This is a genomic window from Micromonospora sp. LOL_025 (genome assembly GCF_048060285.1).
GTDB lineage: Bacteria > Actinomycetota > Actinomycetes > Mycobacteriales > Micromonosporaceae > Micromonospora.
This window is the reverse complement of sequence record NZ_JBHMIR010000011.1, coordinates 112,270-134,447: the sequence shown is the minus strand read 5'-3', so window position 1 is coordinate 134,447 and position 22,178 is coordinate 112,270. Positions and strand designations below refer to the sequence as shown.

General features: G+C 73.8%; 17 protein-coding genes and 1 pseudogene. 4 read left to right on the top strand and 14 right to left on the bottom strand.

The features are described from left to right. Window positions 1–35: 35 nt before the first annotated feature. The 6 genes from ACFHW0_RS16700 to tmk form a co-directional block, all read right to left on the bottom strand. Window positions 36–911: a PSP1 domain-containing protein gene (locus tag ACFHW0_RS16700; RefSeq protein WP_416608633.1), complete on the bottom strand. Its 876-nt coding sequence runs from the start codon at window positions 909–911 to the stop codon at window positions 36–38. Between the two features lie 80 nt (window positions 912–991). After that, complete coding sequence (locus ACFHW0_RS16695; RefSeq protein WP_416608631.1) at window positions 992–1,678, bottom strand: hypothetical protein; 687 nt, start codon at window positions 1,676–1,678, stop codon at window positions 992–994. After that, complete coding sequence (locus ACFHW0_RS16690; RefSeq protein ID WP_416608629.1) at window positions 1,678–1,983, bottom strand: hypothetical protein; 306 nt, start codon at window positions 1,981–1,983, stop codon at window positions 1,678–1,680. The genes ACFHW0_RS16695 and ACFHW0_RS16690 overlap by 1 nt, the downstream gene beginning before the upstream one ends. A gap of 1 nt (window position 1,984) precedes the next feature. Further along, entirely contained in the window at window positions 1,985–2,314 is a 330-nt protein-coding gene (locus tag ACFHW0_RS16685) for a YbaB/EbfC family nucleoid-associated protein (RefSeq protein ID WP_121397041.1), read from the bottom strand. Between the two features lie 182 nt (window positions 2,315–2,496). Continuing rightward, window positions 2,497–3,771 (bottom strand): DNA polymerase III subunit delta', encoded by a 1,275-nt coding sequence (locus tag ACFHW0_RS16680; protein ID WP_416608627.1) that lies wholly within the window; start codon window positions 3,769–3,771, stop codon window positions 2,497–2,499. Further along, entirely contained in the window at window positions 3,771–5,834 is a 2,064-nt protein-coding gene (tmk, locus tag ACFHW0_RS16675; RefSeq protein WP_416608760.1) for a dTMP kinase, read from the bottom strand. The genes ACFHW0_RS16680 and tmk overlap by 1 nt, the downstream gene beginning before the upstream one ends. 334 nt (window positions 5,835–6,168) lie before the next feature. Here tmk and ACFHW0_RS16670 point away from each other — a divergent pair, with 334 nt between their 5' ends. Continuing rightward, window positions 6,169–7,377 (top strand): alanine racemase, encoded by a 1,209-nt coding sequence (locus ACFHW0_RS16670; protein ID WP_416608625.1) that lies wholly within the window; start codon window positions 6,169–6,171, stop codon window positions 7,375–7,377. A 106-nt stretch (window positions 7,378–7,483) separates the two neighbouring features. On the opposite strand, the gene ACFHW0_RS16665 is transcribed toward ACFHW0_RS16670, so the two are convergent. Beyond that, entirely contained in the window at window positions 7,484–8,056 is a 573-nt protein-coding gene (locus ACFHW0_RS16665; RefSeq protein WP_366641154.1) for a TetR/AcrR family transcriptional regulator, read from the bottom strand. A gap of 222 nt (window positions 8,057–8,278) precedes the next feature. Between ACFHW0_RS16665 and ACFHW0_RS16660 the strand changes: the two genes are divergently transcribed. Beyond that, window positions 8,279–9,595 carry a D-arabinono-1,4-lactone oxidase gene (locus tag ACFHW0_RS16660; RefSeq protein WP_416608623.1) on the top strand — a complete coding sequence of 439 codons (1,317 nt, stop codon included), beginning with the start codon at window positions 8,279–8,281 and terminating at the stop codon, window positions 9,593–9,595. Window positions 9,596–9,850: 255 nt separating this feature from the next. On the opposite strand, the gene ACFHW0_RS16655 is transcribed toward ACFHW0_RS16660, so the two are convergent. The 7 genes from ACFHW0_RS16655 to ACFHW0_RS16625 all read right to left on the bottom strand — a co-directional run bounded on the left by ACFHW0_RS16655 (window position 9,851) and on the right by ACFHW0_RS16625 (window position 18,835). Further along, on the bottom strand, window positions 9,851–10,672 hold the full coding sequence (locus ACFHW0_RS16655; protein ID WP_416608621.1) for a hypothetical protein: 822 nt from the start codon (window positions 10,670–10,672) through the stop codon (window positions 9,851–9,853). Window positions 10,673–10,818: 146 nt separating this feature from the next. Continuing rightward, window positions 10,819–13,644 (bottom strand): type I DNA topoisomerase, encoded by a 2,826-nt coding sequence (gene topA / locus ACFHW0_RS16650; RefSeq protein WP_416608619.1) that lies wholly within the window; start codon window positions 13,642–13,644, stop codon window positions 10,819–10,821. Window positions 13,645–13,987: 343 nt separating this feature from the next. After that, window positions 13,988–14,698 (bottom strand): hypothetical protein, encoded by a 711-nt coding sequence (locus tag ACFHW0_RS16645; RefSeq protein ID WP_416608617.1) that lies wholly within the window; start codon window positions 14,696–14,698, stop codon window positions 13,988–13,990. Beyond that, on the bottom strand, window positions 14,689–15,231 hold the full coding sequence (locus ACFHW0_RS16640; RefSeq protein ID WP_416608615.1) for a hypothetical protein: 543 nt from the start codon (window positions 15,229–15,231) through the stop codon (window positions 14,689–14,691). Before ACFHW0_RS16640 ends, ACFHW0_RS16645 begins: the two co-directional genes overlap by 10 nt. A gap of 113 nt (window positions 15,232–15,344) precedes the next feature. Then, window positions 15,345–17,699 (bottom strand): sodium-translocating pyrophosphatase, encoded by a 2,355-nt coding sequence (locus ACFHW0_RS16635; protein ID WP_416608613.1) that lies wholly within the window; start codon window positions 17,697–17,699, stop codon window positions 15,345–15,347. Between the two features lie 345 nt (window positions 17,700–18,044). After that, window positions 18,045–18,479, bottom strand: a complete 435-nt coding sequence (locus tag ACFHW0_RS16630) for an ATP-binding protein (protein WP_121397049.1) — start codon at window positions 18,477–18,479, stop codon at window positions 18,045–18,047. Continuing rightward, window positions 18,479–18,835 (bottom strand): STAS domain-containing protein, encoded by a 357-nt coding sequence (locus tag ACFHW0_RS16625; protein WP_210833090.1) that lies wholly within the window; start codon window positions 18,833–18,835, stop codon window positions 18,479–18,481. Before ACFHW0_RS16625 ends, ACFHW0_RS16630 begins: the two co-directional genes overlap by 1 nt. Before the next feature lie 142 nt (window positions 18,836–18,977). Here ACFHW0_RS16625 and ACFHW0_RS16620 point away from each other — a divergent pair. Both ACFHW0_RS16620 and ACFHW0_RS16615 read left to right on the top strand, forming a co-directional pair. Further along, window positions 18,978–21,371, top strand: a pseudogene (locus tag ACFHW0_RS16620) (DEAD/DEAH box helicase); the annotation flags it as partial. A 466-nt stretch (window positions 21,372–21,837) separates the two neighbouring features. Further along, a complete protein-coding gene (locus ACFHW0_RS16615) occupies window positions 21,838–22,044 on the top strand; it encodes a hypothetical protein (RefSeq protein ID WP_121397051.1) in 207 nt (68 codons plus the stop codon). Window positions 22,045–22,178 lie beyond the last annotated feature (134 nt).

Sequence of the window (22,178 nt, the reverse complement as noted above, 5' to 3'; positions counted from 1 at the left end):
GGTGACCTCTTTCACGTCGAGTGCGCGTCAGCCCGTCAGGCGGGGCCGGTCACCTCTCCTCGGCTTCCGCGACCGACTGGCGGACGGCTCTCGTAGGCCTGGCGCGGACCACAGACCGAAGCACGCGAGCAGGAACACCGGGAGCCGTCCGCGTCCATGCGGACGGTCACCGCATCGCGTGGCACGCTGTGCCCCACGACCCGGCCGGTGCCGTCGGGGGTGGTCACCCGACTGCCCACTGCCGGGGCGGACTCCTGGAACCGCTGGTAGAGCGGGTGCTCGTACTTCAGGCAGCACATCAGCCGGCCGCACGCGCCGGAGATGCGCAGCGGGTTGAGCGGCAGGTCCTGGTCCTTCGCCATCCGGATGGTGACCGGCTCGAAGTCGGTGAGGAAGGTGGCGCAGCAGAGGTCCCGGCCGCAGGAGCCGATGCCGCCCTGCACCCGTGCCGAGTCCCGGGCGGAGAGCTGGCGCAGTTCCACCCGGCAGTGCAGGGTGGCGCCGAGATCCCGGACCAGCGCGCGGAAGTCCACCCGGTGCGGTGCCGTGAAGTAGATGGTGCTCCGCTCGCCGCCGCCCTCGGCGGCCCCCAGCACGTGGTCGATCGCCACCACCTTCATCGGCAGGGCGTGCTCCCGGATCAGCCGCTTCGCCGCGACCTTCGCCTCGGCCTTGCGGCGGCGCACCGTCTCGTCGCGGCGCAGGTCCTCCTCGCCGGCCAGGCCGGCCAGCCGGGGGAAGCCCTCGGTCTCCTCGGTGACCCACTGCGCCGCCCACACGCACTCGGCCACCTCGGGCCCGTCGTCGGTGGGCACCAGCACCTTGTCGCCGACCTGGGGACGCAGCTCGCCCGGGTCCAGGTAGTAGAGGCGCCCGTACCGCTGGAAGCTGACCGCGCAGAGCATGCCCATGCCTCACACCCTACGACGCGCGGACCGGAACGACCGGGTCGGCAGTCGCCGACCGACTACTGCACGTCCACACCGGCACGTCACCAGCCGACGCGGGTGGGGGTGTCGTAGCGGGGGCGGTCGACCACCGGCGCCCGCCAGCGGGACTCGGCGAGGCTCGGCGCCCACTGGCGCAGCAGGGTCTCGGCCCCGTCGTACGCGACGCAGAGCACCGCCAGCACGCGCGCGGCGATCTCGGCGGCCGCGGTCCCGCCAGGACCCGCCGCTGCCCGGTGCCCCGGCCCGCCGGCCGGCATCGACGTCGCCGCGACCACGGTCACCGCCTCGGCGCAGCGGAGGACGTCGGCGAGCGCCCGGGCCAGTGCGAGCCGGCTGCCCTCCACCCAGTCGGCGAGCGCGTCGGCGTAGCCGGCCGTCGACTCCAGCCGGCCGACCAGGCTCTCCGGCCCCTCGTCGAGGTGGCGCAGCAGGGCCGCCCGGGCCTGCCCGTACGACGACGCGGCCGGGCCGGACCAGAGCATTGGGTCGGTCAGCGCGGCGCAGGCCTCGTCGTAGCCCCGGATCAGGCGGCGCGCGCTGTGGCCGGCGGCGGCCAACGGTGCCGGATGCAGGTCGAGGAAGTTCCGGACGGCCTCGCCGGGGAGCACCTGCATCCGGCGCAGCAGCGGCCACACACGGTGCCCCTCGGGTGCCCCCGCGGCGAGCACCGTGTCGACCCGGCGGAGCAGGTCGAGGCCGGGCTCGGCGAGCCGGTCCAGCGCGTCCATCACGCCTCCCCGGTCAGCCGGTGGCGGGCGGCGCGGTCGACGTCGGCGTAGTGGTCGGCGGCGGCCCGCACCGCCGCCGCGGCGGCGGCCAGCCGTTGGGCGGCGACGTGCGCCTCCCGGGCCCGGTCGCCGGTGGCGGCCGTCCACTGCCGGTGCAGGGCCCGCCCGATCTCGCCGGGCCGGCCGGGGGCGTCGGCGCCGAACGCGGCCTGCGCCGGATCGCCGGCGGTGACCGTGCGGGACACGGCGGTCATGGTCTCGCTCGCCTCGTCGAGCCGGGCGGCGAGGGCGCGCAGGCTCTCCATCTCAGGCTCCCGCCAGCGGCCGGTAGGCGGCGAACGTCTCGTTGTGCAGCTTCTCCCGGGCCCACTGGGCGGCGTCGGCCGCCGCGGTGACCGCCGCCTGCACCGAGCCGGCGACGTCGCGGGGGTTGCGGGTGTGCAGCGGGCCCAGGAAGCGCACGTCGGTGATCCGCCCGCCGGCGGTGACCACCACCTCGACCAGCCCGTCGGGCGATCGCACGGTGACCTCGACGGTCGACACCGCCTGGTCGAACTCGGTCTGGAGGGACTCGATCCGGCGGTAGCGCCGCACCGCCTCCTCGATCCAGGCCTCGTCGATCTCCCCCCGCGGCATCGGCGGACTCCTCCCGGACCAGGTCATCACTGTGCGTGCCGCCACCGTCACCGCGGCACACCGGACCGTACCGCACAGCAATTGCGCCTGTCGATGCCTGTGGACAAGGGGTCCGGCCGGGGGGACCTCCATGGGGTGGAGCGACCACCGAAGGCCCGGCTCGGGCGGGCCGGTCGGCGGGCTCAGCCCTTCCAGAGCGAGAGCATCATCGCCTCGACGGCGATCCGGGGCTTGACGTTCGCCTCGATCGCCGCCCGGCACTCCAGCACCGCCTCCAGGCGGCGCAGCGCCCCCTCGGCGTCCCACTTCTGCGCGCCCGCCCCGGCCAGCGCGGCGGTGTCCGTGTGCACCGGCGCCACGGGGGCGCGCAGCGCCATGGTGAGCGCGTCGCGGTAGAAGCCGGCCAGGTCGACCAGCGCCCGGTCCAGCGCGTCCCGCTGCGCCCGGGTGGCCCGGGACCTCTGCCGCTTCTCCAGGTCCTTGAGCTGCCCGGCGGCGCCCCGCATCGCGCCGGCCGCCCCCCGCCCGGTGCCGCCGGCGCCGAGCGCGGTCTCCAGCGCCGCCCGCTCGGCCGCGTCGGCCTCCGCGACGGACGCCTCGGCCTCCGCCTCGGCCGCCTCGATCAGCGCCGACGCCGCGTCGAACGCGGCACCCACGCCGGTCAGCCGGCGCGGCACGGCGAGCACGGCCTCCCGGCGCTTGCGCGCCTCCGGGTCGCGGGCCAGCCGGCGGGCCCGCCCCACGTGCCCCTGCGCGGCCGCCGCCGCCCACCGCGCCACGTCGGGCGCGACGCCGTCGCGGCGGACGAGCACCTCGGCCACCGCCTCGGGCGCGGGCTGCGCCAGCGGTACGACCCGGCAGCGCGACCGGATGGTCACCGAGATGTCGTCCGGGTGGGTGGACGGGGCGCAGAGCAGGAAGACCGTCCGCGGCGGCGGCTCCTCGATGGCCTTGAGCAGCGCGTTGCCGGCCGCCTCGGTGAGCCGGTCCGCGTCCTCGATCACCACCACCTGCCAGCGCCCGCCCGACGGGGTGCTGGCGGCGCGCAGCACCAGCGCCCGCATCTCGTTGACGCCGATGGAGAGCCCCTCCGGCACCACCATCCGGACGTCGGCGTGGGTGCCGGTCATCGTGGTGTGGCAGCCGGGGCACTCGCCGCAGCCGGTGCCGTACGCGCACTGGAGGGCGGCGGCGAAGGCCCGCGCCGCCACCGACCGGCCCGACCCGGGCGGCCCGGTGAAGATCCAGGCGTGCGTCATTCCCGCCCCCGCGTCGACGGCGGCCGCCGGCTGACCGCCGTCGGACTCCTCGGCGAGCGCGTCGAACCCGTCCCCGGCGGCGTCGGTCGTGGGCGGGACGGCGGCGGTGCGCAGCACGGCGGACGCCGCGGCGGCGGCGCGGCGCAGCGTGTCGACCGCCTCGTCCTGCCCGACCAGGTCGGCGAAGACGTCGGGCATCAGGTCCGGCGCTCCATCGGTACCAGCTCCGATTCGGATAACTCCGGCTGCACCGAGGTGTCCGGCCCGTGCGCGGGGCGCGGGTGCACGATGCCGCCGGGGGTGCCGAACATCTCCTCGACCCGCCGGGCCACCTGGCCGGCGATCTCCTCGACCGGGCGGGACGCGTCGAGCACCAGGTAGCGCTTCGGGTCGGCGGCGGCGAGGTCGAGGAAGGCGTACCGGACCCGCTCGTGGAAGGCGACGGACTCGGCCTCCAGGTGGTCGGCCGCCTCGGCGCGCGCCGCCACCCGGGCCAGGCCGGTGTTCGGCTCGACGTCCAGCAGCACCACCAGGTCGGGCTTGAGCCCGCCGGTGGCCCACGACGAGAGCCAGGAGACCTCGTCGACGGGGAGCGTCCGCCCCGCCCCCTGGTACGCCAGGGACGAGTCGACGTACCGGTCGCTGATCACCACCGCGCCCCGGACGAGCGCCGGCCGGACGACGGTGGCCACGTGGTGCGCCCGGTCGGCGGCGTAGAGCAGCGCCTCGGCGCGCGGCGACGGCACGTCGGAGCCGGGCGCGCCGAGCAGCAGCGACCGGATCCGCTCGCCGACGGCGGTGGCGCCCGGCTCGCGGGTCACCACCACGTCACGCCCCTGCCCGCGCAGCCGCTCGGCGAGCGCGGTGAGCTGGGTGGACTTGCCGGCGCCCTCGCCGCCCTCGAAGACCACGAAGAGGCCGGCGGAGACGAACGGCTCGGCCGGCATCAGCGGGCGGCCCCGGATCGAGCCCCAGAGGTCGGCCAGGACGGGAACGCCCTTCTTGTCGTCCATCTGCCCGAACGCGCTGATCCCGGCGAAGATGCCGGCGGCGCCGGCGGCGAGCAGCAGCAGTCGGGTGGACGAGATCGAGATGCCCAGGTCCGCCAGCTCCAGCCGGCGCGAGCCGCCGACGCCGGCCAGCAGGCTGCTGAGGCCGATCGCGAGGATCAGCACCAGCCGGGTGCCGATCTGCACCACCGCGAAGACCCGGCCGCGCACCTCGTCGGCGATCTCCCCGCCGAGCAGGGTGGTGCCGGAGAGGAAGGCCATGCCGGCGCCCGCGCCGACCAGGATCGCGCCGACCATCGCCATGGAGAGGTGGATGGCGAAGGCCAGGGCCATCACCGAGGCGCTGGCCAGCACGATGCTCATGCCGAACCAGCGCCGCCGGGACATGTCCTTGACGATCATCGGGCCGAGCCCGATGCCCAGCGCGAGGCCGATGAAGATGGCGCCGAAGAGCAGGTAGAAGGCGGCGTCACCGGCGCCGAGCGAGGTGGCGAAGAACTTGGCGGTGCCGATCACGATGCCGCCACCGGCGAACGCGCCGAAGATGCCGAGCACCAGGCCGCGGACCAGCGGGGTCTGGCCGATGTAGCGCCAGCCCTCCTTGAACTGGCGCAGCATGCTCTGCTCGGTGCCCTCCCGCTCGGCGGACTGCCCCTGGCTGATCTCCTTGATGCCGTACGCCACCACCAGCGCGGTGGCCAGCCGGGAGAACGCGTTGAACCAGAGCGCCAGGTCGGCCGGCGCGGCCCAGTCCGGCGTCGAGCCCCCGGTGGCCGCGCGCACGATGCCGTCGAGCGCGGCGAGGACCAGGGCGGCGAGGACCGGCGTGAGGCCGTACGTGGTGATCAGCGTGAGCTGGTTGGCGGCCTCCAGCCGGGCGCGCGGGATCAGGTTGGGGACCGCGGCCTCCTTGGCCGGGATCCACAGCAGCGTGATCGACTCGATCAGGAAGGTGGCGATCGCCGCCCAGCCGACCACGACGGGCCCGCTCGCCCCGAGCAACGCGACCAGCGGGATCGAGGCGAAGAGCAGGAACCGCAACACGTCGCAGATGACCATGGTCCAGCGCCGGTCGAAGCGGTCGGCGAACACGCCGGCGATCGGGCCGAGCACCAGCGCCGGCAGCAGCCGGATGGCGATCACGCCACCGAAGGCGGCGCCCTGGGCGGTGCTCCCCTCGACCTGGGAGGCGGCGAAGACCGACGTGGCGAGCAGGCCGAACCAGTCGCCGAAGGAGGCCGCGCCGAGCACGATCCAGAGCCGGCGGAACGGGGTGATCCGCAGCACCGAGCGGATGGCGGCGTAACCGGAGTGGTCCGCGCCGGGCTTCTCGGCGGTGCCCCCGGGCTTGGACGAGGACGACGACACGCCGGGCGACTCGCCGTTGAACTGGCTTTCGATGGCCGTACCTCCACGTGCCGGCCCATCGCTGGGCAGTCCCGGTGGAACACTCTAGACCCGGCGGGGACCCACCCCGCCGCGACATTCTCCTGTTCGCCGAGCCTAGGCCGCCGCGACCACCGCCCGCAGCCCGGACAGACGCGAGGGTATTTCGCATTGCCTCCCAGACAGTTAGCGTGCACACGTGGCCATCGAAAGCGACAAACTTCGTGAGTGCCTCGACCGGGCGACCGCGCACCTCGACCCGCCGTACGCCGTCGTGGACCTCGCGGCCTTCGACGGCAACGCCGCCGCGCTGGCCGAACGTGCCGACGGCAAGCCGGTCCGGATCGCCAGCAAGTCCGTCCGCGCCCGGGACCTGATCGGCCGGGCGCTGGCGCGACCCGGCTGGCGGGGCGTGATGGCCTTCACCCTGCCCGAGGCGATCTGGCTGGTCCGCGCCGGCGTGACCGACGACGCGCTGGTGGCGTACCCCACGGCCGACCGGGGGGCGCTCGCCGCGCTCGCCGCCGACCCGGCCCTCGCCGGGGCCGTCACGCTGATGATCGACGGCACCGACCAGCTCGACCTCGTCGACGCCGTGTGCCCGCCCGGGCGCCGCCCCGAGCTGCGGGTCTGCCTCGACCTGGACGCCTCCTGGCGACCGCTGGGCGGGCGGGTGCACGTCGGGGTGCGCCGGTCGCCGGTGCACAGCGCCCGGGCCGCCGGCGCGCTCGCCGCCACCGTGGCGGCCCGCGCGGGCTTCCGGCTGGTCGGGCTGATGGCGTACGAGGCGCAGATCGCCGGCCTCGGCGACGCACCGCCCGGGCGGGCGGTGCTCGGCTCCGCGATCCGGCTGGCCCAGCGCGGGTCGTACCGCGAGTTGCTGGCCCGCCGGGGCGCGGCGGTGGCCGCCGTACGCGAACACGCCGACCTGGAGTTCGTCAACGGCGGCGGCACCGGCAGCGTGGCCGCGACCAGCGCCGACCCCGCGGTCACCGAGGTCACCGCGGGATCGGGCCTGTACGGGCCGACGCTGTTCGACGCGTACCGCGCCTGGCGCCCCACCCCGGCGGCGTCCTTCGCCTGCGCGGTGGTCCGCCGCCCGGGGCCCGGCCTGGCCACCGTGCTCGGCGGCGGCTGGATCGCCTCCGGCCCGGCCGAGGACAGCCGGCTGCCCCGGCCGTGGCTGCCGGAGGGCCTGAAGTTCATCGGCACCGAAGGGGCCGGCGAGGTGCAGACCCCGCTGGCCGGCGCGGCGGCCGGCGCGCTGCGGGTCGGCGACCGGGTGTGGTTCCGGCACGCGAAGGCCGGCGAGCTGTGCGAGCACGTCAACGAGTTGCACCTGGTCGAGGGGGATGCGGTCGTGGCCACCGTGCCCACCTACCGGGGCGAGGGCCATGCCTTCCTCTGATCCACCGGCCCGGCGCACCCCGGGCCACCTTCTTCCTGTCCGGCCGCCACCCCGGGCCGTTCGCACCCCGGCCGCCGCCCGGCCCCGGGCGCCGGCGCGGTCCCGGTCAGCCGGGCTGGTCGGCGCCGGCCGGGGCGTCGACCTGACGGTGCAGGTACTCCCGGATCAGCGCCTTCGCCTCGGCCAGGACGCGGTCGTCGCCCTCGGGCAACCGGCGGAACGCCAGCTTGATCAGCGCGTCGGCCGCCTCCACGGCGATCTCCAGGTGGAACCGGAGGTCGGGCACGTCCAGCCCGAAGCGCTCGGCGAGCACGCGGGCCAACTGGTCCGCGATCACCCCGTTGTTGTCCCGCTGCTCGTCGAGCAGGTGCAGGTCGACCACGTCGCCGAAGTGCAGGGTACGGAATCCCGGAACGGTGCGGTGCATCGTGATGTACTCGTCGATGCCCGCGTCGACCCCGTCCCACCAGTGGGTCAGGTCGTCGGAGGCGAACCGCTCGTCGAGCCGCTGGAGGTAGGACTCCATCGTGCGCAGGGTAAGCGCCTGCACGATCGCCCGCTTGTCCGGGAAGAACTGGTAGACCGACCCGATCGCCACCTCGGCACGCTCGGCGAGCAGGGTCGTGGTCAGACCCTCGTACCCCACCTCGTCGACGAGTTCTGCACAGGCGTCCAGCATCCGCTGGACCCGTGCGACACTTCGACCCTGCACCGGTACGCGGCGCAGCGGCCCGGCTGTGGCGGCTGGTGTGGACACTCGCCACCCCCCTTCGACGGATGAACATATCTGCACGTCACGGGTTCGTGACTACCGGTACAACGAGCAAACCTCGATTGCGGTATTTACCTGCGACAACGTTGCTGATATGAAGTCACTTCACATTCATGTCGAGGAGTGCGCATGGCCGGTACCGCACCGCCAACCCTGACAGCCTGGTCCAACTGGGCCGGCAACCAACGCGCCAACGCCACCGCCATCCTGCGCCCCACTTCCCTCGCCGACGTCACCGAGGCCGTCCGCGTCGCCGCGACGACCGGGGACCGGATCAGGGCGGTGGGCAGCGGCCACTCCTTCACCGGCGTCGCGGTCACCGACGGACGACGCATGGAACTGACCGACCTGGACACCGGGGTACGCGTCGACGTCGATCGCCGACTGGTCACCGTACCGGCCGGGATCACCCTGCGCGCACTCAACGAACTGCTCGCCGCACACGGCCTGGCCCTACCCAATCTGGGCGACATCGACGCGCAGACGATCGCCGGGGCGATCTCCACCGGCACCCACGGCACCGGCGCCGGGTACGGCTGCCTGTCGACGTTCGTCGAGGCGCTCACCCTCGTCACCGGCACCGGCGAGGTGCTGCGCTGCTCCGCCGACGAGCATCCCGACGTCTTCGCCGCCGCCCGGGTGTCGCTGGGCACGCTCGGCGTGCTCGTCGAGGTGACCCTGCGCTGCGTCGACGCCTTCGTGCTGCGCGCCCACGAGCGGCCGGCGCCACTGGCGGCCGTGCTCGACGAGTTGCCCTCGCTGATCGACGGGCACGACCACGTCGAGTTCTACTGGTTCCCGTACACCGAGCGCGTGCAGGTCAAGGTCAACGACCGGGTGGCCGCCGACGACCGGCCGCTGCCCCGGTGGCGCGGCTGGCTGGACGACGAGTTCCTCTCCAACACCCTCTTCGCGGCGGCCTGCCGCCTCGGCCGCACCGTGCCGGCGCTCGCCCCCCGCATCAGCGCCATCTCCGCCCGCGCCCTCACCGAACGCCGCTACACCGGCCGCTCCGACCAGGTCTTCTGCACCCCGCGCCGGGTCCGCTTCGTGGAGATGGAGTACGCGCTGCCGCGCGACGCCCTGCGCGAGGCGCTCGACGCGCTGCGCCGGATCGTCGACGGGCTGCCGTTCAAGGTGCTCTTCCCGGCCGAGGTGCGCTTCACCGCCCCCGACGACATCTGGCTCTCCCACGGCTACGGGCGCGAGTCGGCGTACGTGGCCGTCCACCAGTACGTCGGCATGCCGTACGAGCCGTACTTCCGGGCATTCGAGCAGGTCGCCGCAAGCCTCGGCGGCCGGCCCCACTGGGGCAAGCTGCACTGGCGCGACGCGGAGTCGCTCGCGACGGCCTACCCCCGCTGGGCGGACTTCCAGGCGCTGCGCGCCCGCCTGGACCCGCACCAGATCTTCACCAACCCCCACCTGACCCGAGTCCTGGGCTGACCCCGTCGGTGCTGCCGCGCGACGGCGCTGCTCGCCGCGCAAAGGCACTCGGCGCGATCTTGGCGAAGAAGGGCCCCTCCAGGGGACGGCAGCTTCCAAGATCTCGTGGCGGACGTCAGCCCCGCCAGCCCGCTCTGCGAAGTGCCGTGCGGAGTTGGGCGATGACCTCGGCGGGGTGGGCGCGGAGAGTCCAGGACGGGAAGCGGAGGACGCGGTCTCCTTCGACCCACAGGTCGTTCTGGCCGCGCATGTCGCTCAGGCGGCACGCGGGTCGAGATGCTGGCCGCCGTCGATCTCGACGTGCACCCTCCACTCCTCGAAGTACGCGTCGAGGTAGCGGCGCCGTCCGGTGGCGTCGTACCTGATCCTCTGTCGGGTGGGCTCGGGCAGTCCGGCACGGCGCGCCATGCTCAGGAAATCCAACTCGGCCAGGGAGTGCGCTCCCCCGGCCGCGTCCGTGGCGACGCTCAGGATCAGTTTCCGGCGACGCAACCGGGGCATCCGGTCGAGGACCTCGCGCAACTCCTCCTCGCACACGATCCGTTGCTGGAAGCCTGCCGCGACGATCGCCCGGGCCTCCACATCGGTACGCGCCCACTGCGCCGCGTCCACGACCGAGCGGGCGGGCGTCGTCCGACGCGACTGCCCGACCGCGAGCACGTCCCGCTCCGGCAGATGGGTCGTTCGATGCGCCACCACCCGCTGCGGCAGCTCTCGCCGCCGGCCAGCCGGAAGCAGGAGGTGGATCGCCAGGTCGGGAAAGCCACGCAGACCTCCCGCCTGGGCGGCGGTGAGCCCACCGAGCATCGCGCCCGGCCCGGCGGCCAGCACCGCGATCCACCGAAGCTGTGCGGGACCGATCGGCCCGTTGTGGGCGACGAAGACGGCACGGTGGACGTGTCGCCACCGCCCGCTGGTCACCCGGTGCCGGATCGCCTTGTGGGACAGGTGTCGTAGCGCCTGGTCGAGGCTGATCACCTCGTCCTGCCGGAAGAGCAGCCAGCTCAACTCGTCGGCGTCGTCGCCTGGCAGCGCCCGGCCCAGCGCCGCCAGGGAATGCGTGAAGCGCGGTCTCACGCCCTCCACCCTGCCCACGCGGCACCGCCGCGCGCTGCCCCTGTGGACAAGGCAAGAGATCTTGGCAGGCGGTGGGCCTTCCACGGGCCGGGACCTGCCAAGATCTCTTGCAGCAGCAGTTGCCGGCTGGCGAGCCGGGCGCTCAGTCAGTCGGTGCTGGTGGTGGCCTTTCGGGGGGCCGCCTTCTTCGCCGGGGTCTTCCTGGCGGTGGTGGCCTTGGCCGTCGTGGTCTTCTTCGCCGCCGTCGACTTGGTCGCCGCGGCCGTCTTCTTCGCCGCCGTGGCCTTCTTGGCGGGTGCCTTCTTCGCCGCGGTCTTCTTCGGCGCCGGCCCCTTCGCCCGCTTCTCGGCGAGCATCTCGGAGGCCTCCTCGATGCTCAACGCCTCCGGGGTCTGGCCGCGCCGCAGCGACGCGTTCGTCTCGCCGTCGGTGACGTACGGGCCGAACCGGCCGTCCTTGATGACCAGCGGCTTCTCGGTCAGCGGGTCGACGCCCATCTCCCGCAGGGGCGGCGCGGCGGCCCGGCGCTGGCGGGCCTTCGGAGCGGACAGCAGGGCCAGCGCCTCGTCCAGCGTGACGGTGAACATCTTCTCTTCGGAGTCCAGCGAGCGGAACTCGTCACCCTGCTTGACGTACGGGCCGTAGCGGCCGTTGTTCGCGAGGACCTCGGTGCCGTCCGGGGCCACCCCGACCAGCCGGGGCAGGCTGAGCAGCTTCAGCGCCTCGTCGAAGGTCAGCGAGTCCGGCGACTGCGAGCGCAGCAGCGACGACTTGCGCTCGCCGCTGGCCACGTACGGGCCGAAGCGGCCCGACTTGAGCAGGATCGGCTCACCGGTGCCCGGGTCGTCGCCGAGCTTGCGCTCGCCCCCGCCGCCCAGGAACAGCTCGTGCACCTTCTCCGGGGTCAGCTCGTCCGGCGCCAGCCCCTCGGGGATCGGTGCCCGGTCGCCCTGACCGCCACCCTCCTCGCCCTCGGCGGCCGGCGCCTGCTGCTCGCCCGGCACCGCCCGCTGCAGGTACGGCCCGTAGCGGCCCACCCGTACGACGACCTCGCGGCCCTCGTCGTCGGTGAACAGCGGGATGGAGTTGACGCTGCGCGCGTCGATCTCGTTGAGGTTCTCGGTGACCAGCTTCTTCAGGCCGCCCGAGCGGGCGATGTCCTGGTCACCGACGCCGTTGGCGCTGCCGAAGTAGAACGCCGTGAGGAAGTCGACGGCCGCGTGGTCGCCGCCGGCGATCTCGTCCAGCTCGTTCTCCATGCTGGCGGTGAAGTCGTAGTCGATCAGGCGCGGGTAGTGCCGCTCCAGCAGGCCGATCACGGCGAAGGCCAGGAAGGTCGGGATCATCGCCTGGCCGCGCTTGGTCACGTACCCGCGGTCCTGGATCGTCTGCATGATCGACGCGTACGTCGACGGGCGGCCGATGCCCAGCTCCTCCAGGGCCTTCACCAGCGACGCCTCGGTGTAGCGCGACGGCGGCTGGGTGTGGTGGCCCTGCGCGGCCAGCTCGTCGGCGGTGAGCGGCTGGTCCTTGACCAGGTTGGGCAGGCGACGCTCGGCGTCCTCGGCCTCGGCGTTCTCGTCGTCGCTGGACTCGACGTACGCCCGCAGGAAGCCCGGGTCGGTGATGGTCTTGCCGGTGGCGCCGAAGTCGGCCTCCTCCTGGGCGGAGGAGACGGCGCGGATGCGCACCGAGACGCTGGAGCCGACGGCGTCGGTCATCTGCGAGGCGATGGTGCGCCGCCAGATCAGCTCGTAGAGCTTGAACTCCTCGGCGGACAGCTCCTTGGCCACGTCGCCCGGCGTGCGGAAGTTGTCCCCCGCCGGGCGGATCGCCTCGTGCGCCTCCTGCGCGTTCTTCACCTTGCCGGTGTAGCGGCGCGGCTCCGGCGGCACGCTGCGCTCGCCGTACAGCTCGACGATCTGCCGGCGGGCCGCCGCGATGGCGGTCTCCGACAGGTTCACCGAGTCGGTACGCATGTAGGTGATGTAGCCGTTCTCGTAGAGCCGCTGCGCGGTGCGCATCGTCTGCTGCGACGAGAACCGCAGCTTGCGGGCCGCCTCCTGCTGGAGGGTGGAGGTGATGAACGGCGCGTACGGGCGGCGGCGGTAGGGCTTCTCCTCGACCCGGGTGACGGTGAACGGCCGCCCCTGAAGGCGGGCCGCGAGGCCCCGGGCGCCGCCGGAGTCGAGGTGCACGACGCCCGCGCCGGCCCTCACCCGGCCGGTGGTCGGCTCGAAGTCCTTGCCGGTGGCGATCCGGTCGCCGTTCAGCGCGACCAGGGTGGCGTTGAAGGTGCGCGGCCCCTCGTTGGCGTTCGCCACGGCGAGCGTGGCCAGGATGTCCCAGTACTCCGCCGTGCGGAAGGCCATCCGCTGCCGCTCGCGCTCCACCACGATCCGGGTCGCCACGGACTGCACCCGGCCCGCCGAGAGCTTCGGCATGACCTTCTTCCACAGCACGGGCGAGACCTCGTAGCCGTAGAGGCGGTCGAGGATGCGCCGGGCCTCCTGGGCGTCGACCAGGTCCCGGTCGATCTCGCGGGGGTTGGCCACCGCCGCCTGGATGGCCGGCTTGGTGATCTCGTGGAAGACCATCCGCTTGACCGGCACCTTGGGCTTGAGCGTCTCCACCAGGTGCCAGGCGATGGCCTCGCCCTCGCGGTCCTCATCCGTCGCCAGGAAGATCTCGTCGACCTCCTTGGCCAGCTTCACCAGCTTGCTGATCTGCTGCTTCCGGTCGGCGGAGACCACGTAGAGGGCGTGGAAGCCGTTGTCGACGTCGACCCCGAGCCGGGCCCACGGCTCGCCCTTGTACTTGGCCGGCACGTCGGCGGCGTTGCGCGGGAGGTCCCGGACGTGGCCGAAGCTGGCCTCCACGACGTACCCCGGGCCGAGATAGCCCGAGATCGTCTTGGCCTTCGCCGGTGACTCGACGATGACCAGACGGGTGGTTCCAGCGTTGCTCGGCACGTCTCTCCCCGACCTCACTCCTGCTCGTAGCCACCGGCGCCCGGTTCGGGCCACTTTCGGCCCGCCGACCCCCGGCGGTCCGGATGTCCAACGTAACGCGCCGCCCGCGTTTCGGGTTTCGCGGGCGGCAAACCGTCCCGGCGGGGCGGCCTCTTTCTCCGCCGACGGCGGGGCGTGCCGGACGGCGCCACCGTACACCGTGCGTGTGCCGCCGGGCGGGACACTGTGACGATGGCGGACCCTCGGCCGAGGCCCCACCCGGCCGTTTTCCGCGAAATTGCGCACTTGCTGTCCCCCATCGGACAGGCACGACCGGCTCGACGGGGCGGGCACCGACGGGCGGTCAGGACCGGGCCGGCCACTCCGTCGCCGGGGCGGCGGGCGGCGGGTCGCCGACCAGCTCGGCCAGGCGGGCGAGCCGCCGCCGGCCGGTGATCCGGTACGCGGGCCCGCCCTCGCCGGGCCCGAGCAGCACCCCGGAGAGGCCGACCGCGTCGAGCGCCCCGCCGACCGGCGCCCAGCACTCCTCGTCGGCGGCGCCGAGCCGGAGCAGGAAGCCGGACGGCTCGGCGGCCCCCGCCGCGGCGAGCCAGAGCCGCAGCCGCCGCCCGTTGAGGTGGAAGCCGGCGGGCGGCCGCTTGCCCGCACCGCGCAGCCAGGCCACCGCGAGCGGCTTCAGCGAGCGGGCGTACGAGGTGCGCACCGCGTGCCGCCCGTCGGTGGTCGCCTCCCAGGTGGCCGCCACCCCGCGCAGCGCCAGCTCGGCGACGAGGACGTGCACCCGCCAGGCCGCGTCGACCACGACCGAGAGCCGGGCCGTGCCGCCCATCCGGACCGCCTCGCCCGGGCCGGCCAGCAGGCCGGCGAGATCGGCGACGGACGGGTCCGCCGCCTCCGCGCCGAAGAAGGTCAACTGCCGGGCGGATTCGTCGGCGTCGGCCGGCGGGGGCGGGGCGGCCCGGCGGGCGGCCGGCGCGACCCGGTCCGCGGGCGCCGGGAAGAGCACCGGCAGCGCTTCGCCGCCCGACGGGTCACCGGTCCCGCTCAGCGACACTCCGGCACCTCGTCGAAGGCGCGTTTCAACTCCTCGGAGTTGAGCCGGCTGGTGTCGAGCGCGCTGGCGTCGTACTCCTTGTTCAGGGTGTCCACGGCGGCCCGGACGCCGTCGTAGAAGACGGTGGGCTGGCCGGTGCCCAGCCCGTCGATGGTGTCGCGGGCCCTGCCGTACGCGTCGCGCACCTTCGCCAGCGACGCCCGGAAGCCCGCCGAGACCTCCTCGCCGTGCTCGGCGTCGGGGATGCCGGCCTCCTCGACCTTGCGCCGGGCGGTCTCGCTGGCCTGCTCCGCGCCGCCGAAGAGCCGCACCAGGTTCTCCTTCGCCTGCGCCGGGGTGGTCTGGGCGGTCATCTGCTGGTCGGTGCTGCTGGTCAGCTTGCTGATCTCGGCCCGCCACGGGGTGAGCGCGGAGCAGACCGACGCCGCCCACGCCCGCGGGCTGGGGCCGCCGCCGCAGCCGGCCAGCACGAGTACGAGCGTGGCCAGGACCACCGTGAGCTTTCCGGCGGCTGCCGCCCGGCACGTGCGCATGCGTTGCAGCGTACGGCCTCTGTCGAGTCCGGGCACCGGACAGGTTTGCCGGGGTGTACGGGCGGTCCCCGGCCGGCCGCGCGGGCCGACCGGGGACCGGGATGCCGGACGGTTCAGGCGTTGACCGTCTCCGGCCGCTGGTCCGGGCTGCCCGCGCCGCTGCCGGAGTCGGCGTCGGACATCGCCACGCCCTTGCGCTTGCTGAACACCACCGCCGCGGCGATGATCAACGTCGCGGCCACGGCGATCCCCACCCGCAGGGCGGTGTTCCGCTCGTCGCCCACGCTCCACGCCACCACGGCCGGCGCGATCAGCAGCGAGACCAGGTTCATCACCTTGATCAGCGGGTTGATCGCCGGGCCGGCGGTGTCCTTGAACGGGTCGCCGACGGTGTCGCCGATGACCGTGGCGGCGTGCGACTCGGAGCCCTTGCCGCCGTACGCGCCGTCCTCGACGAGCTTCTTGGCGTTGTCCCACGCGCCGCCGGAGTTCGACAGGAAGACCGCCATCAGCGTGCCGGCGCCGATCGCACCCGCCAGGTACGCGGCCAGCGCGCCCGGCCCGAGGCCGAAGCCCACCGCGATCGGCGCGAGGATGGCGAGCAGGCCGGGGGTCATCAGCTCGCGCTGCGCGTCCCGGGTGCAGATGTCGACGACCTTGCCGTACTCGGGACGCTGGGTGCCGTCCATGATGCCGGGCAGCTCGCGGAACTGCCGGCGTACCTCCATCACGACGGCGCCCGCCGAGCGGGAGACCGCGTTGATGGCCAGGCCGGAGAAGAGGAACACCACGGCCGCGCCGATGATCAGGCCGACCAGGTTGCGCGGGTTCGCCACGTTCAGCGAGTTGAGGATCTCGGCACCGACGTCGCCCACCCCGGCGTCCGCGTACGCGGTGCGCAGCGTGTCGGTGTACGAGCCGAACAGCGCCGTCGCGGCGAGCACCGCCGTGGCGATCGCGATGCCCTTGGTGATCGCCTTGGTGGTGTTGCCGACCGCGTCCAGCTCGGTGAGCGTCCGGGCGCCGTGCTCGTCGATGTCGCCGGACATCTCCGCCACGCCCTGGGCGTTGTCGGAGATCGGGCCGAAGGTGTCCATCGCGACGATCACGCCGACCGTGGTGAGCAGGCCGGTGCCGGCCATCGCCACGGCGAACAGCGAGAGCGTGATGGAGCTGCCCCCGAGCAGGAACGCGCCGAACACGCCGGCGCCGATCAGCAGCGCCGAGTAGACCGCCGACTCCAGGCCGACGCTGATGCCGGCGAGGATGACGGTGGCGGCGCCCGTCTGGGAGCTCTTGCCGATGTCCTGCACCGGGCGCCGGTTGGTTTCGGTGAAGTAGCCGGTCAGCGCCTGGATGGCCGCCGCCAGCACGATGCCGATGACGACCGCGCCGATGGCGACCACCCGCGGGTTCTCGTCGACGTCGGTCAGCCCGCCCTCCAGCTCGGCGAAGGTGGCCGGCAGGTACGCGTAGGTGGCGATCGCCACCAGCACCGCGGAGAGCACCGCCGAGATGTAGAAGGCCCGGTTGATCGCGGTCAGGCCGTTGCGGTCGGAGGCGCGCAGCCGGGTGATGAAGACGCCGACGATCGCGATGAGCACGCCGATGGTGGAGACGATCAGCGGGAAGACCAGGCCCTGCTCGCCGAAGGCGGCGCGGCCGAGGATCAGCGCGGCGACCAGGGTGACCGCGTACGACTCGAAGAGGTCGGCGGCCATGCCGGCGCAGTCACCCACGTTGTCGCCCACGTTGTCGGCGATGGTGGCGGCGTTGCGCGGGTCGTCCTCGGGGATGCCCTGCTCGACCTTGCCGACCAGGTCGGCGCCGACGTCGGCGGCCTTGGTGAAGATGCCGCCGCCGACCCGCATGAACATGGCGAGCAGCGCGGCGCCGAAGCCGAAGCCCTCCAGCACGGTCGGCGCGTCGCTGCGGTAGAACAGCACGACCAGCGCGGCGCCGAAGAGGCCGAGGCCGACGGTGAGGAAGCCGACCACACCACCCGTACGGAAGGCGATCTTCATCGCGGCCTCCCGGCCGCCCTCGCGCTCCCGGGCGGCGGCGGCGACCCGCAGGTTGGCCCGGGTGGCCAGCCACATGCCGGCGCCGCCGATGAACGCGCTGAACAGCGCGCCCACGACGAAGAAGACGGACCGGCCGATCTTCACCGCCGTCTCGCTGCCGTCGGTGCCGTGCACCGGCAGCAGGAAGAGCAGCACCACGGCGATGACCACGAAGATCGCCAGGGTCCGGAACTGCCGGAGCAGGTAGGCCGAGGCGCCCTCCTGGACCGCGCCGGAGATCTCCTGCATTTTGTCGGTGCCCTTGCCGGCGGCCAGTACGGCCTTCGTCAGCGCGCCGGCGAAGGCGAGCGCCACCAGCGCGATGACCGCGGCGATGACGACGTACGTGACGTTGTTTCCGGTGAGGGAGATCCCGCCGCCCTCGGCGGCCAACGTGTCGGACATCTGTGTCCTCCTGTACCGAACGCTCGCGCCGGCCGGTGCAGACGCACCGACCCGGCGCCTGGATGCGGAGTCGCAAGCGCGCGCCACCCCACCCCGAACGGACCAGCGAGGAACGACAGTTCGCGCTGGGTGCGGGATGGATCACTTGCTGACAACCCGCGTACTGTAGCCCTCCACAGTGTTGGAGGTCACATCGAGGGGGCACCCCGCCGCGATGATCTTCGTCGCTGTGTTATGAGGAAAAATCTGATATAGGAGCCCATCCATGCTGAAGAGGCCGCGCCCCGGCGGGACGCGGCCTCTCACGGCGCACGACGCCCTCGGCGAGAGCGGTGGAAGATCAGTTCAACGGCCGACGGGCCAGACCATCCGCACCTCGGTGCCGATGCCCTCGTCGACCGGGCGGACCTGGAGGTCCTCGACGAAACCGGCCAGCAGCGCGAAGCCGACACCGGTGGTGAGGTCGTCCTCGTTGAGCGACTCGTTGGCGAGCTGGTCGGCGTTCAGCGCGGCCAGGCCGAGACCGGCCTCGATCGGCGCGCGGTCGACGACGCGCACCGCGTACGCCCCCGTGTCGGACATCTCGACGAGCACGGGCTCGGACACGCCGTACTGGCGGTGCAGGGCGACCGCGCGGGTGCACGCCTCACCGATGGCCAGCCGCACCTCGTCGAGCAGCTCCTCGCGGACCCCGGCCCGCCGGGCGACCGCCACGCCGACCAGGCGCGCGGTGCGCACGTGCACCGGGGCCGGCGAGAAGGAGAGCTTGACCGTGGCCATCAGACGCCGGTGCCGGCCGGGTCGGTGCCGATCGCCGCGTCGACCGTGGGATGCAGCGGGAAGACCTGGTCGAGCGCGGTGATCCGGAAGATCTTGAGCAGCGGCTCCTTGTCGCAGACCAGGGCGAACGAGCCGCCGGCCGCGCGCAGCCGCTTGAGCGCGCCGACCAGCACGCCCAGCCCCGTGGAGTCGAGGAAGTCCACCCGCCCCAGGTCGACCACGACGTGGCGGGCCCCGCCGTCGACCAGCTCCAGGAGCCGCTCCCGTAGCCGGGGCGCGGTGTAGACGTCCACCTCACCGCCGACCTCGAGCACCGTGTGCTCGCCCACGGTGCGGGTCGCCAGCGACAGCTCCATCGGTCCTCCCTCGCAAGAGCCGTAAACTCTCCTGGGCATCTAACCATCCCCGCCGGACACCGGCTCTGCTCACCGGCGGGGGCCTCCCCTTACCCCGGCCCCCCGCTTTCCATCTCCGAACACCAGTGCGAGAGTGCAGGACGTGACCTCCGACCCGGCGCGCGGCAACCCGGGGCCGTCGCCCGCGGCCACCGTAGTCGCAGGTGGCGGCCCCGGGCGAACGCCGGCCGACCTGCTGGGCCGGCTGCGCGCCCGCACCGGCGCCGACCCGGTCACCCACGTCGAGCGGGTGCCGGCACGGGCCGGCGAGCCCGCCCCGTGGCCGGACTGGGCACCGGAGGACCTGCGCGCGGCGTTCGCCCGGCGGGGCGTGGTCGCGCCCTGGCGGCACCAGGCCGAGGCGGCCACCCTGGCGTACGACGGCCGGCACGTGGTGGTGGCCACCGGCACGGCGTCCGGCAAGTCCCTGGCCTACCAGCTCCCCGCGCTGGCCACCCTGCTCGCCGACCCCCGGGCCACCGTGCTCTACCTGGCGCCGACGAAGGCGCTCGCCGCCGACCAGTTACGCGCCGTCGCCGCGCTGGAACTGGAGGGGGTACGCCCCGCCTGCTACGACGGGGACACCCCGCGCGCCGAGCGGGAGTGGATCCGGAAGCACTCCCGGTTCGTGCTGACCAACCCGGACATGCTGCACCACGGCATCCTGCCCGGGCACGCCCAGTGGTCCGGCTTCCTGCGCCGGCTCACGTACGTGGTGATCGACGAGTGCCACACCTACCGGGGGGTCTTCGGCTCGCACGTCGCGCACGTGCTGCGCCGGCTGCGGCGGCAGTGCGCCCGGTTCCGGAGCACGCCCGTCTTCGTACTGGCCTCGGCCACCTCCGGGGACCCGGCGACGGCGGCCGGGCGGCTCACCGGGCTGCCCGTCACCGCCGTCACCGAGGACACCTCGCCGCGCGGCGGGGTGACGTTCGCGCTCTGGGAGCCGCCGCTGCTGCCGCCGGACTCCGCCGCCGACCAGCAGGCGGACCTCACCCAGGTCCGCCGCTCGGCGCTGCGGGAGACGGCCGACCTGCTCGCCGACACGGTCGCCGAGGGGGTACGCACGCTGGCCTTCGTACGCTCCCGGCGCGGCGCCGAGGTGGTCGCCGCGAACGCCCGCCGGTCCCTCGACGAGGCGGTGCCCGGGCTCGGGGACCGGGTGGCCGCCTACCGGGCCGGCTACCTGCGCGAGGAACGACGCGAACTGGAACGGGCGCTGCTGCACGGCGACCTGCTCGGGCTGGCCTCGACCAACGCGCTGGAGCTGGGCGTCGACCTGGTCGGCCTCGACGCGGTGCTGATCTGCGGCTACCCGGGCACCCGGGCCTCCCTCTGGCAGCAGGCCGGCCGGGCGGGGCGCTCCGGGCAGGAGGCGCTCGCCGTGCTGGTCGCCCGGGACGACCCGCTGGACACCTATCTCGTGCACCACCCCGAGGCGCTGTTCGGGCGGCCGGTGGAGGCGACCGTGCTCGACCCGGCCAACCCGTATGTGCTGGCACCGCAGCTCGCCTCCGCGGCGGTCGAGGCGCCGCTGACCCCCGACGACCTGGCGCTCTTCGGCGACGGGGCGAAGGAGGCGGTGGACCAGCTGGTGGCGGCGGGGGCGCTGCGGCAGCGGCCGACCGGCTGGTACTGGCGGCACCGGGAGCGGCCGGAGGTGGACCTGCGTGGCGAGGGCGGTGCCCCGGTCTGCGTGGTCGAGGCGGCGACCGGGCGGCTGCTCGGCACCGTCGACGGCGGCTCGTCGCACTTCCTGCTCCACCCCGGCGCGGTCTACCTGCACCAGGGCGTCTCGTACGTGGTCGACTCGCTCGACCTGGCCGACGGGTGCGCGCTGGTGCACCCCGAGGAGCCGGACTGGTCCACCCACGCCCGCGACGTCACCTCGCTGTCGGTGGTGTCGGTCCGCTCGTACGTGGACGCCGGCCCCGTCGGGCTCTTCCTCGGCGAGGTCGACGTGACCAGCCAGGTGGTGTCGTACCAGCGGCGGCGGATCGCCACCGGCGAGGTCATCGACACCCGCCCGCTGGACCTGCCGGCCCGGGAACTGCGTACGGTCGCGGTCTGGTTCACCCTGTCGCCGCAGTCCCTGACGGCCGCCGGCGTGGAACCCGCCGACGTGCCGGGCGCGCTGCACGCCGCCGAACACGCCGCGATCGGCCTGCTGCCGCTCACCGCGACCTGCGACCGCTGGGACATCGGCGGGCTCTCCACGGCGGTGCACCCGGACACCGGGGCCCCGACGGTCTTCGTCTACGACGGGCACCCGGGTGGGGCGGGCTTCGCCGAGCGCGCGTACGGGACGGCGGCGGCCTGGCTGCGGGCCACCCGCGACGCGATCGCGGAGTGCGGCTGCGAGACGGGCTGCCCGTCCTGCGTGCAGTCCCCGAAGTGCGGCAACGGCAACAACCCGCTCTCCAAGTCGGACGCCGTCAGGGTGCTGGACGTGGTGCTCGCCAACCTGCCCGACGGCGTACCGGCCCCCCGCCCGTCCGGCGACTCGTCCGGCGGCTTGTCCGGCACCCCGTCCGGCGACTCGCCCGACGTTCCGTCCCGAGTCCCGTCCGGCAACTCCTCCAGCGGCTCGCCCGACGGTTCATCCGGCAGCTCGTCCGACGGTTCGTCCAGCGGTTCGTCCGGCAGCTCGTCCGACGCGCAGTCCCGCGGTTCGTCCGGTGGCGATGTCGCGGTCCCGGGCCGCCGCGGGGTTCGAGGTGCCGTCCTGCCGAGCGGCCCTCCGGTTCCGGGGGAACGCGTCGCTCCGGACGACCTCGCCGCAGGCGGCCCTGGGGGTCCGGGTGGCTCCCCGTCCCGGGTGGTGGAGGCAGGTTCGGGGGACGCCCCCGTCCCGGGTGGTGGAAAGCAGGCATAGAACCCCTTCTCTCGGGGCAACGAATACGTGGGAGCGCTTCCATCGCTGCTCGCGGATCCTTGCCGTGTTTCCCGTCGAAGGAGGAGTCGTGGCCGACACCATCGCCGAGACCGTCGACCTGCTCTACACGATCGACCAGGAGAAACTCACTCCCGACCAGCAGATCGCCCTGGGCACCGCGCTCGCGAGCCTGGCACAGGCCGAACGCCTGGAACAGATCAACGAGCGGCTGCGCAGCATCCACCAGGTCCTCAACGCGTGGGCGCTCAAGGCCACCGTCGACGGGGGCCGGTGACCCCGCTCCGGACAACCCAGCATGGCCGCGGCGGGGTCGCGGAGCGCTGCGGAATTCCGCTCGTGGCCGGGTTTGCCGGTCGCGGGAGGGGTTGGGTCGCGGCGCGGTTCCCGCTCGCGGCGCGGTTGCCAGTC

What these genes read in the sequence shown, in the direction of transcription:
- ACFHW0_RS16660 (WP_416608623.1), top strand. Translation starts at nt 8,279, where the DNA reads ATGGCCGGTACCGCACCGCCAACCCTGACAGCCTGGTCCAACTGGGCC.
- ACFHW0_RS16625 (WP_210833090.1), bottom strand. Translation starts at nt 18,835, where the DNA reads ATGGAGCTGTCGCTGGCGACCCGCACCGTGGGCGAGCACACGGTGCTC.
- ACFHW0_RS16680 (WP_416608627.1), bottom strand. Translation starts at nt 3,771, where the DNA reads ATGCCCGACGTCTTCGCCGACCTGGTCGGGCAGGACGAGGCGGTCGAC.
- ACFHW0_RS16630 (WP_121397049.1), bottom strand. Translation starts at nt 18,479, where the DNA reads ATGGCCACGGTCAAGCTCTCCTTCTCGCCGGCCCCGGTGCACGTGCGC.
- ACFHW0_RS16640 (WP_416608615.1), bottom strand. Translation starts at nt 15,231, where the DNA reads ATGCGCACGTGCCGGGCGGCAGCCGCCGGAAAGCTCACGGTGGTCCTG.
- ACFHW0_RS16685 (WP_121397041.1), bottom strand. Translation starts at nt 2,314, where the DNA reads ATGCCGCGGGGGGAGATCGACGAGGCCTGGATCGAGGAGGCGGTGCGG.
- ACFHW0_RS16665 (WP_366641154.1), bottom strand. Translation starts at nt 8,056, where the DNA reads ATGCTGGACGCCTGTGCAGAACTCGTCGACGAGGTGGGGTACGAGGGT.
- ACFHW0_RS16695 (WP_416608631.1), bottom strand. Translation starts at nt 1,678, where the DNA reads ATGGACGCGCTGGACCGGCTCGCCGAGCCCGGCCTCGACCTGCTCCGC.
- ACFHW0_RS16635 (WP_416608613.1), bottom strand. Translation starts at nt 17,699, where the DNA reads ATGTCCGACACGTTGGCCGCCGAGGGCGGCGGGATCTCCCTCACCGGA.
- ACFHW0_RS16690 (WP_416608629.1), bottom strand. Translation starts at nt 1,983, where the DNA reads ATGGAGAGCCTGCGCGCCCTCGCCGCCCGGCTCGACGAGGCGAGCGAG.
- ACFHW0_RS16700 (WP_416608633.1), bottom strand. Translation starts at nt 911, where the DNA reads ATGGGCATGCTCTGCGCGGTCAGCTTCCAGCGGTACGGGCGCCTCTAC.